The sequence below is a fragment of the Polaribacter reichenbachii genome (genome assembly GCF_001975665.1).
Taxonomy (GTDB): domain Bacteria; phylum Bacteroidota; class Bacteroidia; order Flavobacteriales; family Flavobacteriaceae; genus Polaribacter; species Polaribacter reichenbachii.
Genome location: NZ_CP019419.1, coordinates 2085627 through 2100702, shown reverse-complemented (window position 1 = coordinate 2100702; position 15076 = coordinate 2085627). Strand labels below are relative to the sequence as shown.

The following is a 15076-nucleotide window of genomic DNA, read 5'->3' as shown; positions in this document are numbered from 1 at the left end:
AAAATTTTGCAGGAAATAAAAATTTATATTTCTGAAAAAGCTGCTTTTAAATCTGCTTTTAAATCTTCCAAATCTTCAATACCTACAGACAAACGAATTAAATCTTGAGAAACTCCAGCACTTTCTTGCTGAGCTTCATCTAATTGTTGATGTGTTGTACTTGCTGGATGAATGATTAATGATTTTGTATCTCCAATATTTGCTAATAAAGAGAAAACTTTTGTTTTATCTGCAATGGTTTTTGCAGCTTCAAATCCGCCTTTATGACCAAAAGTTACAATTCCACTTTGTCCTTTTGGCAAATATTTTTTAGCTAAATCATTGTATTTACTACTTTCTAAACCAGGATAGTTTACCCAAGCAACTTCTTCTTGCGCTTCTAACCAAGTTGCTAAAGCCAATGCATTTTCTGAGTGTTGTTTAATTCTAACTGGTAAAGTTTCTAAACCTTGAATAATATTAAATGCGTTTGTTGGACTTAATGCTCCACCAAAATCACGTAATCCTTCTAAAATTAATTTAAAAGTATAAGATGCTGCACCTAAAACTTCATGATATTTTAAACCATGATAACCTGCAGAAGGCTCTGTAAATTCTGGAAATTTTCCATTTGCCCAGTTAAAAGTTCCTGTATCAATAATAGCACCACCTAAAGATGTTCCTTGACCACCAATATATTTTGTTAAGGAATGAATTACAATATTTGCTCCGTGTTTAATTGGGTTTAATAAAGCTGGTGTAGCCACAGTATTATCTACAATAAAAGGAACTTCTGCTGCTTTAGAATGCTCAGCAATTGCTTCTAAATCTAATACATCTAACTTCGGATTCCCTAAAGATTCTACAAAAAATGCTCTTGTATTTTCTTGTACAGCATCCTTAAAATTATCAGGATTAGAAGCATCAACAAACGTAGTTGTAATACTCAATCTTGGTAAAGTTACATTTAATAAATTGTACGTACCTCCATATAAACTACTTGATGCTACAATATGATCTCCTGCTTTTAAAAGCGTTAACAATCCAGTTGAAATTGCAGATGTTCCAGAAGCAAAAACTACAGCTCCTATTCCACCTTCTACAGCTGCTAAACGTTCTTGTAAAATTTGATTTGTTGGGTTATTTAATCTTGTATAGATAAAACCTAACTCTTTTAATGAAAAAAGATTTGCTGCGTGTTCTGAATCATTAAAAACATACGATGATGTTTGATAAATAGGCACTGCTCTTGTTCCTCCATTTGCTTTTACATCATGACCTGCGTGCAACGCGTTAGTTGCTAATTTGTGTGTACTCATTTTTCTATTTTTTGAGTTAATAAATAATTAAAACAAAAGTCAAAATCATCAATTTTTATTGATGTGTTTACTAGAAAAATGTTATTAAGAAAATTAAATATCCGTATTTGGAATATTCATTTTTGTTATCTATCCAACTAAAATAGTTGAGTAGAATTTAGCACCTTCTTTAAAACACTGAATAGATTTCAGCATAACAAAGGGTTGCTAAGGCTTCATTGGGTCTAATCCCTTCACCTTTCTTGATAACATTTCAATAAGTTATTGAACTTTGTGAGTACAAATATTGCAATAGAAAAATTTAATATCCAAGTAAAATTCAATTTATTTTGTTTTATTTAACAAATTGATAGTATTTTACGAATTAACCCTAAAAAAGAATATTTTTTTTATAAAAATGCAATTATTTCTAAGAATGATGTAAATTTGCATTTCAATACAGAGGAAAAATTTGAACTGATTGCAACCTCTGAAACTGAAATTAATTCAGTTTAAACAAAAAATGCTAAAGCAGTAATTTCCTACTTCTTTTAGCGACAAAGCAATCATTTATTATTATAATTTATTTAAAATACATATAAATTTATGTCGTATTTATTTACATCAGAAAGTGTTTCAGAAGGACATCCAGATAAAGTTGCAGATCAGATATCTGACGCTTTAATCGATAACTTTTTAGCTTTTGATAAAGATAGTAAAGTAGCTTGTGAAACTTTAGTTACAACAGGTCAAGTAGTGTTAGCAGGTGAAGTAAAATCTAAAACGTACTTAGACGTTCAAAAAATTGCCAGAGATGTAATCAACAAAATTGGTTACACTAAAGGAGAATACATGTTTGATGGAAATTCCTGTGGAGTTTTATCTGCAATTCATGAACAATCACCAGATATTAATCAAGGAGTTGATAGATCTAGCCCAGAAGAACAAGGTGCTGGAGATCAAGGAATGATGTTTGGTTACGCTACAGACGAAACCGAAAACTATATGCCTTTGGCTTTAGAATTATCTCACAGATTGTTAAAAGAATTAGCAGAAATCCGAAGAGAAAATTCAGACATTACTTATTTAAGACCAGATGCAAAAAGTCAGGTTACTATTGAGTATTCTGATGATAACGTTCCGCAAAGAATTGATGCCATTGTAATCTCTACACAACATGACGATTTTAATACTTCAGAAGAAGTAATGTTATCAAAAATTAAAAAAGATATTGTTGAGATTTTAATTCCTAGAGTTGTTGCAAAATTGCCTGCTCATATTCAAAAATTATTTACTGATGATATTACGTATCACATAAACCCAACAGGAATTTTTGTTATTGGTGGTCCTCATGGAGATACTGGTTTAACTGGTCGTAAAATTATTGTAGATACTTATGGAGGAAAAGGTGCTCATGGAGGTGGAGCTTTTTCTGGTAAAGACCCAAGTAAAGTAGATAGATCTGGAGCGTATGCAACCAGACATATTGCTAAAAATTTAGTAGCTGCAGGTTTGTGTAAAGAAGTTTTGGTTCAAGTTTCTTATGCCATTGGTGTTGCTAAACCAACAAGTATAAATGTAGAAACTTATGGCACAGCTACTGTAGCTTTATCTGATGGAGAAATCAGTAAAAAAGTTGAAGAAATTTTTGACATGCGTCCTTATTTTATAGAACAACGTTTAAAATTAAGAACACCTATTTACTCAGAAACTTCTGCTTATGGACATATGGGTAGGACTCCAGAAGTAAAAACGGTTACATTTACAAATCCTATGGGAGAAACAGTTTCTGAAGAAGTTGAAACTTTTACATGGGAAAAATTAGATTACGTAGATACTATTAAAGAAGCTTTTAAGTCGTAAAAGCGTTTTAAAATAATATTTTATAGAAAGACTGTCTAAAAAGGCAGTCTTTTTTTTTGTATTTTAGAACTATACTTCGTAAACTTTTTATAAAATTTATGAAATCAAATACCATTCGTCGGCACTTGCTTGCAATTTAATGCAACAAAGACTGAACTAATCTTTATTTTAAAAAATAATACCTCTATATGTATATCTTTACCACATAATATAAAAAAACATTAATACCTTTATATAATGAAAACATTTAACTTTTACCTTGTATTATCTTTTTTGCTTATTCTTAGCTCTTGTGTGCCAAATGCAGATGACATTCAAAACCCAGAATCAGAAGACATTACAGAGACTCCTATAAATGTTTTAGAAAATTTATCAATTCCTGATAATTTTAACTTTGAAACAGAAAGAGCGGTAACATTATCTATTACAGATGCTACCCCTTTTGTAAAATACGAAGTTTTTGCATACTCAGAAAATTCAAACACAGAAGAAGAAAATATTTCTGATGCCTTAAATTATTTGTTATACTCTGGTAAACCATATGATGGTGAACTTAACCATTCTTTTAGCTTATCAAGTGTTTATGATAAAGTATATGTTTTAAGAAAAGATGGCCTTGAATATACATCAGAAATTATAACGATTACAAATAATCAAATTAATTTTAAATCAGAAAATAAGTCTTCAAGCAAAACAACAAGTACATCTAAAACAAACACTGATGCTTGTTCTATTTGTACAGATAACTTCTTTTTAAATAGTGATTTTGAAAACGGACCAAAACTCCCAAATACTTATACAATAACGGACGAAACTAATGTTGAGGGCTGGTCTACAACTGCTACGGATAATAAAATTGAGTTATGGAAATCTGGATTTAATGGTGTAACAGCTCAAAACGGAACTTACTTTGCAGAATTAAATGCAAATCTAAGCTCTGCTTTATATCAGCGTATTTGTACAAGTCCTGGCGCAGAAATAAGCTGGTCTGTTTGGCATCGTGGAAGAACTGGTGTAGATAATGCTGTAGTTAGAATTGGAGAAAACTTAGCTACTGCAACCATAGAAGCAAATATGTCTACAGGCAAATCTGAATGGGTACAATATTCAGGAACTTACACTGTACCTGATGATCAACAAGACACTTATTTTATTTTTGAAGCTGTTGACAATGGAAGTTATGGTAATTTTATTGACAATATTGTAATTACAGAAACCGTTGCTGGTGATTGTACAAGTGTTAATAATAAAATGTATTATCCATCTGAATTAACAAACGCAACGTTAGCTTTTGAGGATTTATGGCCTTATGCTGGTGATTATGATTTTAATGATTTAGTGATAAGTTACAATATTCAAACTATTTTAGATGCAGAAAACAAAGTAACTCAATTAGACTATAACTATATCGTTGAATCTATTGGAGCAAGTTATACAAACGGGTTTGGTTTAGAACTAGAAGGTGTTTCACCATCTGCAATATCAAGTGTTATAGGACAAAATTTAACAGAAGGATTTATTCAAAATAACGCAAACGGAACCGAGCAATCTCAACAAAATGCAGTAATTATATTCTTTGATAACTCTCACATTAATGTAGGTATAAGCAATACAATATCAATTGTATTTGAAACCCCTATAACAACTGCAGCTCTAGGTACTGCACCTTTTAATCCTTTTTTAATCGTAAACAAAAACAGACTTAAAGAAGTACATTTACCAACGAAAGCAACTACTTATTACCCAACAACGACTACTATAGAAACGTCTGGAGATGTAAAAGATAGTGATGGTGATTTTAAATCTCCTACAGGTTTACCTTGGGCTATTAATATAACAGGAGAGTATAGAGCACCAAAAGAAAAAGTAATTATTACAGAAGCCTATAACTATTTTGCTAAGTGGGCAACATCTGGTGGTACAACAAAAAAAGATTGGTTTCTAGACAAAAATGGATACAGAGTTGAAACAAACTTAAAAGATTAAAGTTAAACATATATACTAAAAAACCACTGACTATTTTTAGTCAGTGGTTTTTTAGTATATAACAAAATCTAGAAACCTGAAAAACAACTTATAAAATATATTTTTTTTAAAATTAAGAACAAAAAAAACAATACGATTTGTTGCGTTACAACATTGAATCTAAGAAGTTTTTTTTATAATTTTTTAAATAATACAGTTACACATCCTCTTTAACAAAACTTTAAGGTTTTAGTTTTTTAAAGTTTCCGTAATTTCGAAAACAATTCAAATTACACATTATGACTAAAAAAATATTTTCGAGAGTACTTCTTTTTGCTCTTGTTTTAGGTTTCTCTGCAAACGCTGAAGCCCAAATTTTTAAGAAGAAAAAAAAGAAAGAAGAACCTAAAAAGGTTGCTCCGAAACCAAAGCCTAAAAAAGGCGCAATTCAGCCTTATGCTAAGGTAGTTACCAAAGAATATAAAACTGACGAAGGTTTATTTAAAGTTCATCAAAAAGACAATACTTATTTATTCGAAATTCCTGATTCTCTTTTAAAAAGAGAAATGTTAATGGTAACAAGAATCGCTAAAACTGCTAGCGGAATTGGTTTTGGTGGCGGAAAAACAAACACACAAGTTTTACGTTGGGAAAAGAAACAAAAACAAATTTTATTAAGAGTTGTTTCTCATAATGTTGTTGCAGATACAATATTACCAGTACATGAAGCAGTTGTAAACTCTAACTTAGAGCCTATTTTATTTGCTTTTCCTATTAAAGCATTTAGTAAAGATTCTACAGCAACTGTAATCGATGCAACTTCTTTATTTTCTACAGATGTAAAACCTCTTGGTTTCCCAGGATTTTACAGAAAATTTTATCAAGCTACAAGATTAGATAAAACACGTTCTTATATAGACAGAGTAAGTAGTTATCCTCAAAATATAGAAGTAAGACACGTAAAAACATATTTTGCTAACAAAGCACCATCAAATAGTGCTTTGGGTTCTATTACTTTAGAAATGAGTAACTCTATGGTTTTATTACCAAAGGTACCAATGAAACGTCGTTATTTTGATGAAAGAGTTGGTTGGTTTGCACGTGGACAAACTGATTATGGTTTAGATGCACAAAAAAGTAAAACTGTTGCTTATTTAGATAGATATCGTTTAGAAGTTAAAGACGAAGATATTGAGAAGTTTAAAAGAGGTGAATTAGTAGAGCCTAAAAAACAAATTGTTTATTATGTAGATAGAGCTACACCAGAAGAATGGGTTCCTTATATTATACAAGGTGTAAATGATTGGCAAGTTGCTTTTGAAGCAGCAGGTTTTAAAAATGCAATTATTGCAAAAAGAGCACCAACAAAAGAAGAAGACCCAGAATATAGCCCAGAAGATGTGCGTTATTCTGTTATTAGATATTTAGCTTCTCCTATACCAAATGCAAATGGACCTCACGTTAGTGACCCACGTTCTGGAGAAATTTTAGAATCTGATATTAACTGGTATCATAATGTAATGTCTTTATTACATAACTGGTTCTTTATTCAAACTGCAGCAATTAATCCTGATGCAAGAGGGAATAACTTTAAGACAGAAACAATGGGTGAATTAATTAAATTTGTTTCATCACATGAATTAGGACATACTTTAGGATTACCACATAATATGGGGAGTTCGTCTGCTTACCCTGTAGATTCTTTACGTTCTGCATCATTCACAAAAAAATACGGAACTGCACCTTCTATTATGGATTATGCTCGTTTTAATTATGTTGCACAGCCAGAAGATAAAGGTGTTGCTTTAATGCCAAACATTGGGGTTTATGATAAATATGCAATTGCTTGGGGTTATAGACCAATTTTAGATAAAACTGCTGAAGAAGAAAAACCAGTTTTAGATTCTTGGATTTTAAAACACGCTGGAGATCCAATGTATAGATTTGGTCATCAACAAGCAGGTGGAGTTGTAGATCCTAGTTCTCAAACAGAAGATTTAGGTGATGATGCAATGAAAGCTTCTATGTACGGAATTAAAAATTTACAAAGAATTTTACCAAGATTAGAAGAATGGACATCTGAAAAAGGTGAAACCTACGAAAACTTATCTACAATGTATGGCCAAGTTTTAAGTCAGTTTAATAGATATATAGGACACGTTTCTGCTAATATTGGTGGTGTTTACGAAAACTATAAAACTACAGACCAAGAAGGAGCTGTTTATACACACGTAGATAAAGCTATTCAAAAAGAAGCTTTACAATTTGTTATTGATGAATTGTTTAAAACTCCTAAATGGATGATCGATGAAAACATTTTTAGCAAAACTGAATTTTCTGGCTCTGTAGAAAGAGTTCGTGGTTTACAAGCTAGAAATTTAAACAACATTTTAGATGCTGGTAGAATGGCTAGAATGATAGAAAATGAAACTTTAAACGGGGCATCTAAATCTTATACACTTGTTAATATGATGAGTGATTTACGTAAAGGTGTTTGGACTGAAATTTACAATGGAGCATCTATAGACACATATAGAAGAAACTTACAAAGAGCACATTTAGATCGATTAGATTATTTATTAAATAAAGCGAAAGATCAAAGAGGAGCTAACAGTGGTTACAGAAAAAGATCAGGAATTACTATTAACCAATCTGATGTAAAATCTGTAGCAAGAGGTGAGTTAAAACGTATTCAAAGAGATGCTAAAAAAGCAGCTTATTCTGGTAATACATTAAGACGTTACCACTTACAAGATGTTGTTGATAGAATCGATATGATTTTAGAACCTAAATAATTGAATATTATTTAAAAGTTATATTTAAACCACACCATGTTTTTGGTGTGGTTTTTACTTTTAAATTGATTTAAATACATCTATTTTTGATAAATAAATTTAGCCTTTTTATTATTCTCTTCTTTTTATCTAGCACTACTTATAGTCAAGAAAAGCAAACTAAAATATCTTATAAAGTAATAGACACTTCTACCAAAGAACCAGTTGTTTACGCTACTGTAATGCTAAAAAACATCAATAGAGGTACACATGCAGATTTAAATGGTAATTTCGAAATCCCGATAAAATATTATCAAAATGCAATTATTAGAATATCTTCTATTGGTTATAAATCAAAAGAAATTAAGCTCTCTGAATTAAAATTAGATATTGTTAATATTATTCATCTTAACAAATCAAATAACAAATTACAAGAAATTGTAATTACAACTTCTAAAAAGAATAAAGAAAAGAAAAAGAAGCAAAAAACCTTATCTGGCGCACAAATTGTAAGAAAAGCTATTGAAAACATTTTAAACAACTACCCTACTCAACCACATTCATATATTGGGTATTACAGAGATTATCAACAACCTGCAGATAATACTTATCAAAAATTAATAAAATCAGAAAAAGCTATTGAGTATTTAAACGTTCATGAGGGCATTTTAGAATCTTATGATAATGGATTTAAATCAGATAAATTAAAGGATAAAAAAAATCAAACTTTAGTTTACAATTATGGCATTAATCAAAAATTTATTCAGGATGCATCATTAACTATTCCTTATGATAATAAAAGTAGAAAATACTCAGAAAGCGTTTATATAACTCCTTTAGGAGGCAATGAATTAAATATTTTAGACTTAACAAACGCCATTAGAAATTATGATAAAATGTCTTTTTCATTTGCCAATATTTTTAAAAAAGACTTTATAAATAATCACTTAATATTTTTAAAAGAAACAATTTATACAGACAATACTCCGCTTTATAAAATATACTTTAATTCAAAAAAACACAAAACTAGTTATGAATACTTCGCAAGCGGATATATTTATATTTCTAAAAACAACTTTGCAATTCATAAGTTAAACTACAACCTATTTTACAGAAAAAGTAAAAAACCTCAATATTCAATAACCATAGATTACAATCAAAAAAATGATAAAATGTATTTAAATTACATTTCTTTCAACAATTTTTTCGAAGCAACTAATGGTAATTATTTTAAGATTATTAAAACTACTTTTAACTCAAAAAACAACACTTTTAAAATTTCTTTTAATCGACAATTAAATTTTAATACAGTAACACCTTTTCATAAAAAAATTAAAATTTACTTTAAAAATGTAAAGTTAAACGTAACAGATGTAAAGCATATGGAAACAGCCAAAAACACTATTATTGTTTATGTTGATAAAAAATCTATAGAGAAAATTAACTTTATAAATGAAAGTAAAAACCCAAACTACGCTTCCTTTTTTACTTTTGATATTACAAAAATTAAAGATGTAAACGGTTTTGAAATTGACAAAAGACCAAGCATCAAATTAAATCAATATAGAGAACTATTTGTACAAGAAGTTTTTGAGAACAAAAAATTACCGCTTCAAAAAAACTTTGTCAATAAAAACTTACCTCTTTCAGAAAGCAAAATCACAAAAGCAAATTTTAAAGAGGCTTATTGGATTAACTCGCCATTAAAAAAAACGAAAGAATAATATTACATAGCTAACCATAAATAAATTCTTGATTATTTTTATATTTGGACAAAACTAGACATTAATGGACAATTTATCGAAAATGTTAAGAATAGAAGATGTTGCAAACAACTTAAATGTATCTCAAAAATCGGTAAGAAGGTATATACATTCTGGCAAACTACAATCGCATAAAATTGGTGGTGTTCATCGAATTGAAGCAACTGAATTACAACGCTTTTTAAATGCTTCTGTTTCTAAAAAAAACGAAGAAATTAATTTTAAAAACCTGAAAAGTAAATCTACAAAAACAGATAAAGTAAATTGGATTGATATTTCTGAAGACTGGGACAATCCGAAGAAAAACAAACTAACTTCTGCAGATTTATTTTGTGGTGCAGGTGGTATGGCTAAAGGTTTTGAAATGGCTGGTTTTAATCAAGTTGGTGGTTTAGATTGGTTTAAAGAAGCTGGTTTAACTTACAGACACAATTTTACACATCCACATATTGAAGGAGATATTACAGACAAATCTATAAAAGATAAATTTATAAACACGGTAAAAAAACAGCTAAAAGGCAAACCATTAACTGTACTTTCTGGCGGCTTTCCATGCCAAGGTTTTAGTATGTCTGGCAGTAGAATTGTAGAAGACGAAAGAAACTCTTTATACAAAGATATGCTAGAAATAATCGATGAACTACAACCAGAATTTATTGTTGCAGAAAACGTAAAAGGTTTACGCTCTATGCTAAAAGGCAAAGTAGAAGACAAAATAAAAAACGACATAAAAAAACTCGGCTACGAAGTAAATGTTACTGTTTTAAATTCTGCAGATTATTACGTGCCACAAAAAAGAGAACGTGTAATTTTTATTGCTAATAGAATTCAAAAAACAAATTATCACCCTTCTCCTTTATTAGAATCGGGTTCTTACATCACTACAAAAGAAGCGATTCAAGATTTAATTAACGTAAAAGACAATGCAGAATTTAATCATATTAGAACCAAGCATAGCGATGCTATGAAAGAACGTTTGGCATTAGTACCAGAAGGTAAAAGTTTATACGATAATTATTCTGATTCTTGGAAAAAATGCCCTTGGAACGAAGCTAGCTGTACCATTAAAGAAAATCATGGAGGTGTAAACATTCATCCTATAGAACCAAGAGTAATTACAGTTCGAGAAATGGCTAGATTGCAATCTTTTCCTGACGATTTTATTTTTAAAGGTGCAAAAGGCAAACAGATGGTACAAATTGGTAATGCTGTACCTCCTTTTTTGGCAAAAGCCATAGGTTTATCCATTAAAAAAACATTGGAAAAAGAATAATTCATCTTAGTTTTCTAAATTATTTATCATCTTCAAAACTTCTCTAAACAGGAATAATTTTCATCATTTTACACCCTAAACAACTATCAATCTGAATAGTAGTATCTTTATAGAATTGCTAAAGAAAACTGCTATGAATAAAGATGAATTTTTAAAACTTAGTAAAGAACTACAAGAATTGAGTAAAAACATCCCATTAAATTGGGGAAATATTCAGAATGATATTACTGATGCCAAAATAAATCTTTTTAAAATTCGAAGTAAAAATCAATTAGAAAACAAGATTAAACCTTTGAGTAATACTGATAAAAATTATTACAGAAGAAGATGGTTTTTATGGCAATGTGCCAGAGTTGATGAATATTTATTCTATAGCCAAAACGATATTCTGAAAAACCCAAATGCTAAAGATAAAGACTGGGATATTGAATTCGATAATAACAAAAATTTAAGATTTGATTTAAAAGGCACTATTGTTCCTAAAAAACTAAGAGCAAATTTCACTTTTTCTGATGAAGAAAAAATTATCAATTATTATTACCAAAACCAAAGTAAAGGAGTAAGAAACCATATTCAGAATCGATTGTTTATTGTGCATCATTCTTTTTATGATAATAAAAGGTGCTTATTTTTAAGATGCCATTGGAATTTAAAAGTGAAAGCATATCAACATTTTATAAAATTATTACAAAATGAAATTAATTATGTTTCTTATAAGAATGTAATTGCTAAATGTATTTTTATCTTTGAAAGTGAAAATAATGAGTTTTCTTTCAAAATTATTTAAATTTATTTTTGATAAAAAACTATGCACATATCTTTAATAAAATTAATCTTTTTAATCGTTTTTATTAGTGTTTCTGTAAATACTGGTGCACAAAATAAAAGTGAAAAAAAATCAATTACTTGGTCTAAAAATGTAAAAGTTAAAAAGTTAGATTTTAAAGGAAAAATTGATAAGAATTCGAAAAACATAGCGCAAACTGGAGCAAATATTATAATAGTTCCTTACGCAAAAAAAGGAGGGAAATATCTTTATCGAGTGTTAGCCAAGTTTTACAAGTATAAATCTTGGATTAACACAAACAGTGAATTAATTTTAAATCACGAACAACTACATTTTGATATTGCTGAACTTTATGCTAGAAAAATGCGAAAAGAAATTCTAAAAACTAAATTATCCAACAAAAAAATTGAAGAATCTGATTATAGAAGAATTCACAAAAAACTCTTTAAAGAATACATTCAATATCAAAAAAAATATGATTTGGAAACTGATTTTTCTAGATCAGAATCACTCCAAAATAAATGGAAAAAATTCATAGCTCAACAATTATCTGGTCTTGAAAAATTTGCACTAAATATATAAACCTACTCTCCTAAAATCTTAGAAAAATCTGGTTTAAAATAACTAGGTCCTTTTAAAACTTTACCATCTTCTCTGTAAATTGGTTTACCATCTTCACCTAATTTACTCATATTAGAACGTTGAATTTCATTAAAAACCTCTTCGATTTTATCTTGCATTCCGTGTTCTATAATGGTACCACATAAAATATATAACATATCTCCTAATGCATCGGCAACCTCAACCAAATCGTTATTTTGTGCAGCTTCTAAATATTCCTCATTTTCTTCTTTCATTAACTCAAAACGTAACTTTTTTCTATCATCAGAAATATTTACAGTTGGCTTGTCTTGAATATTTAATTTAAACGCTGTGTGAAATTCGTGAACTGCTGCTATTTTGTTTTTCATTTAGTCTACTTTTATTTGTAATTTTGCAAAACACAAGATATAGAAACTTTATAATAATTTAAAGGGGCTAATATTGGATTAATTAAAAACTTATTAAGAATAAAGATGATGTTTATAAATGCCTATTTTACTACTGGAAGAATAATTTTTATCGTCTTTTTTGTTTTAGCTTTCGGAACCTTAATATTTATCAGTTATAAAAAAGACATTAAAAACCACGAGCGTTATTACAAAAATGCTGGTAAAAAAGTTGCTATTTACGGTGGATTAATTGTGGCTATTTTTATAGCGATTCGTATTATTTTTGGTAATTAACTTCGTTTTTTACGATTCTTAGAAATCTAAGATTTTTTTTCAAAACCAATTATTACAAAACTCTACATTAATTCGGATATTTAAAACAATCTGTTGTATGATCATTTACCATACCAACCGCTTGCATATAGGCATACATTACTGTAGAACCTGTAAATTTAAATCCGCGTTTTTTTAAATCCTTAGAAAGCTGATCTGAAATTGATGTTTTAGCTGGTACATCTTCTTTTTTATGAAACTGATTTAAAATTGGTTTTCCATCAACGTAACTCCAAATAAATTTAGAAAAAGAACCAAACTCTTTTTGAATATCCATAAACAATTGCGCATTAGAAATAGTACTTCTTATTTTTAATTTATTTCTAATAATACCTGCATCTTGCATTAATTCATTAAACTTACTCTCTGAATATTTAGCTATTTTTTGATAATCAAAATTATCAAAAGCCTTTCTAAAATTTTCTCTTTTATTTAAAATGGTAATCCAACTTACACCTGCCTGAAACGTTTCTAATATTAAAAATTCAAATAAAATTTTATCATCATACACAGGTTCTCCCCATTCAAAATCGTGATAATCTTGATACAATTTACTATCAGTTACCCAAAAACATCTTTGTTTCATTTAATTAATTTTGATTGGTTTAATTTCTGTTTGTCTTTTATTTACGTACTCAAAGGTGTTATCGCCAAAAAAACCAGCTTCCTCTAACATTATTCTAATATCTTTATTCCATTCTTTAATGTTAACAGTTGTATTGAGTTCTATGGCGTAAGCTGTATTTTTTTGCAGAGGATAATCTCCGTTAAAAGGCACTCCGTTTTGAGAATCCCACATACCAATGGTTGTACCTGCACTATGCCCATATTTACCTAAAGGATGTGTATAAATTGATGGCCTTAAACCTTCGCTTTTACCTTGTTTTAAAGAATTTGCTAAAATCTGATTCCCAGTTAAACCAGCTTTCATATTATTGGTTAAAATATCTTGCACTCTATTTCCTTTTTTAAAGGCTTCTTGTAAAAATTCTGGAACTTGAGTTTCGTTATCTTTTAAAACATAAGCATGTTGTTGGCAATCTGTGTTTAAGCCAATGTAAGTAATTCCGAAATCGCAATGTAACAAATCTCCTTTTTGTATCACTTTTTCATCTTTACTTTTAGAAAAAGATTCGATATGAGATTTTAAAGCTTCATTATTTCTTTGCACGTCTATTGTGGGATGAAACCAAGTTTCTAAACCTAAATCTGTAACTTTTTGTCTTAAAAACCAAACCACATCATCTGTAGTTGTTTTACCCGGAATTATTGTTTTTTCCGAAAAAGCTTCATCAATAATATTATGGGTAATTGTTACTAGTTTTCTAAAAAGTGCCAACTCTTTTTCTGTTCTGGTTTCTATCCAAGCAATGCCTAATTTTTCTGCAGAAACCAGTTTACTTTTTAAATCTTCTGGTAAATTTTGGTTCAGTTCATCATAATCGGTTTTTACCAAACCATCTGCTAAAGCAAAATGTGTAGATGAATTTACACCTATTTTCTTAGGATTTCTTTCTTTAATAATTGCTACTAATGCTTTCCATTGATTGGGTTCTTTTTCTTTATCCCAAGCAGATTGAATGCTTTTACCAATATCGTATCTAGCAACAGCCAATCTTTCTAAAGTATTATTTTCTTTGTTTCTATAAAAAACAATAATTGTTCTTCTTCTAGCATTTAACCAAGTGGCTGGCAACATTGTTTTTAAAATTGGGTCTTCATTATATTCTCTAGAGATTAACAACCACATATCAATATCTGCTTTATCCATTAATTTTGGTAACAAATTATTGAACCTGTCTTCTAAAAGTTCATCCTTTAAAACAGCTCTATCTTTCTCTTTTAAAATTGAATATAAATTTTCTGTTACTTGTTGATTTCCCTCTTGATTTCCGCAAGAAAAGAAGGTTGTAAATACAATTAGCGTAAGTATTTTTTTAAACATAAAAAGCTGGTTTTAAGTCCTAAAATTAATATTAAAGATTTAAAAATAATACAATTTGGAATAATTTTTGAGGTTTTATTTCTGTTTACTCATTAAAAGGTAGT

12 protein-coding genes and 1 riboswitch are annotated in these 15076 nt (G+C 29.2%); of the genes, 8 read left to right on the top strand and 4 right to left on the bottom strand.

Annotated features, from left to right (window positions below):
* Positions 1 to 23: 23 nt before the first annotated feature.
* Positions 24 to 1298, bottom strand: coding sequence for an O-acetylhomoserine aminocarboxypropyltransferase/cysteine synthase family protein (locus BW723_RS08740; protein WP_068355866.1), 1275 nt, complete (start codon positions 1296 to 1298; stop codon positions 24 to 26).
* A gap of 122 nt (positions 1299 to 1420) precedes the next feature.
* A riboswitch (SAM riboswitch) is annotated at positions 1421 to 1550 on the bottom strand.
* 333 nt (positions 1551 to 1883) lie between these two features.
* On the opposite strand from BW723_RS08740, the gene metK reads away from it, so the two are divergent.
* The 7 genes from metK (at position 1884) to BW723_RS08705 (ending at position 12284) form a co-directional block, all read left to right on the top strand.
* Positions 1884 to 3140 (top strand): methionine adenosyltransferase, encoded by a 1257-nt coding sequence (metK, locus tag BW723_RS08735; protein ID WP_068355869.1) that lies wholly within the window; start codon positions 1884 to 1886, stop codon positions 3138 to 3140.
* Between the two features lie 237 nt (positions 3141 to 3377).
* On the top strand, positions 3378 to 5126 hold the full coding sequence (locus tag BW723_RS08730; RefSeq protein WP_083139511.1) for an LruC domain-containing protein: 1749 nt from the start codon (positions 3378 to 3380) through the stop codon (positions 5124 to 5126).
* A gap of 278 nt (positions 5127 to 5404) precedes the next feature.
* The gene (locus BW723_RS08725; protein WP_068355900.1) at positions 5405 to 7900 is read left to right on the top strand and encodes a zinc-dependent metalloprotease; all 2496 of its coding nucleotides are present in this window, start codon (positions 5405 to 5407) and stop codon (positions 7898 to 7900) included.
* Positions 7901 to 7986: 86 nt separating this feature from the next.
* Positions 7987 to 9603 carry a carboxypeptidase-like regulatory domain-containing protein gene (locus BW723_RS08720; protein WP_068355903.1) on the top strand — a complete coding sequence of 539 codons (1617 nt, stop codon included), beginning with the start codon at positions 7987 to 7989 and terminating at the stop codon, positions 9601 to 9603.
* 64 nt (positions 9604 to 9667) lie between these two features.
* Positions 9668 to 10915, top strand: a complete 1248-nt coding sequence (locus BW723_RS08715) for a DNA cytosine methyltransferase (protein ID WP_217491450.1) — start codon at positions 9668 to 9670, stop codon at positions 10913 to 10915.
* A gap of 133 nt (positions 10916 to 11048) precedes the next feature.
* On the top strand, positions 11049 to 11702 hold the full coding sequence (locus tag BW723_RS08710; RefSeq protein ID WP_068355907.1) for a hypothetical protein: 654 nt from the start codon (positions 11049 to 11051) through the stop codon (positions 11700 to 11702).
* A 21-nt stretch (positions 11703 to 11723) separates the two neighbouring features.
* A complete protein-coding gene (locus tag BW723_RS08705; protein WP_068355910.1) occupies positions 11724 to 12284 on the top strand; it encodes a DUF922 domain-containing protein in 561 nt (186 codons plus the stop codon).
* Between the two features lie 2 nt (positions 12285 to 12286).
* On the opposite strand, the gene BW723_RS08700 is transcribed toward BW723_RS08705, so the two are convergent.
* A complete protein-coding gene (locus BW723_RS08700; RefSeq protein ID WP_068355913.1) occupies positions 12287 to 12673 on the bottom strand; it encodes a pyrophosphohydrolase domain-containing protein in 387 nt (128 codons plus the stop codon).
* A 105-nt stretch (positions 12674 to 12778) separates the two neighbouring features.
* Here BW723_RS08700 and BW723_RS08695 point away from each other — a divergent pair, with 105 nt between their 5' ends.
* Positions 12779 to 12988, top strand: coding sequence for a hypothetical protein (locus tag BW723_RS08695; RefSeq protein ID WP_226789195.1), 210 nt, complete (start codon positions 12779 to 12781; stop codon positions 12986 to 12988).
* 67 nt (positions 12989 to 13055) lie between these two features.
* On the opposite strand, the gene BW723_RS08690 is transcribed toward BW723_RS08695, so the two are convergent.
* Together BW723_RS08690 and BW723_RS08685 are read right to left on the bottom strand one after the other, a co-directional pair.
* The gene (locus BW723_RS08690) at positions 13056 to 13613 is read right to left on the bottom strand and encodes a DNA-3-methyladenine glycosylase I (protein WP_068355916.1); all 558 of its coding nucleotides are present in this window, start codon (positions 13611 to 13613) and stop codon (positions 13056 to 13058) included.
* Positions 13614 to 14972: a M24 family metallopeptidase gene (locus tag BW723_RS08685; RefSeq protein WP_068355919.1), complete on the bottom strand. Its 1359-nt coding sequence runs from the start codon at positions 14970 to 14972 to the stop codon at positions 13614 to 13616.
* Positions 14973 to 15076 lie beyond the last annotated feature (104 nt).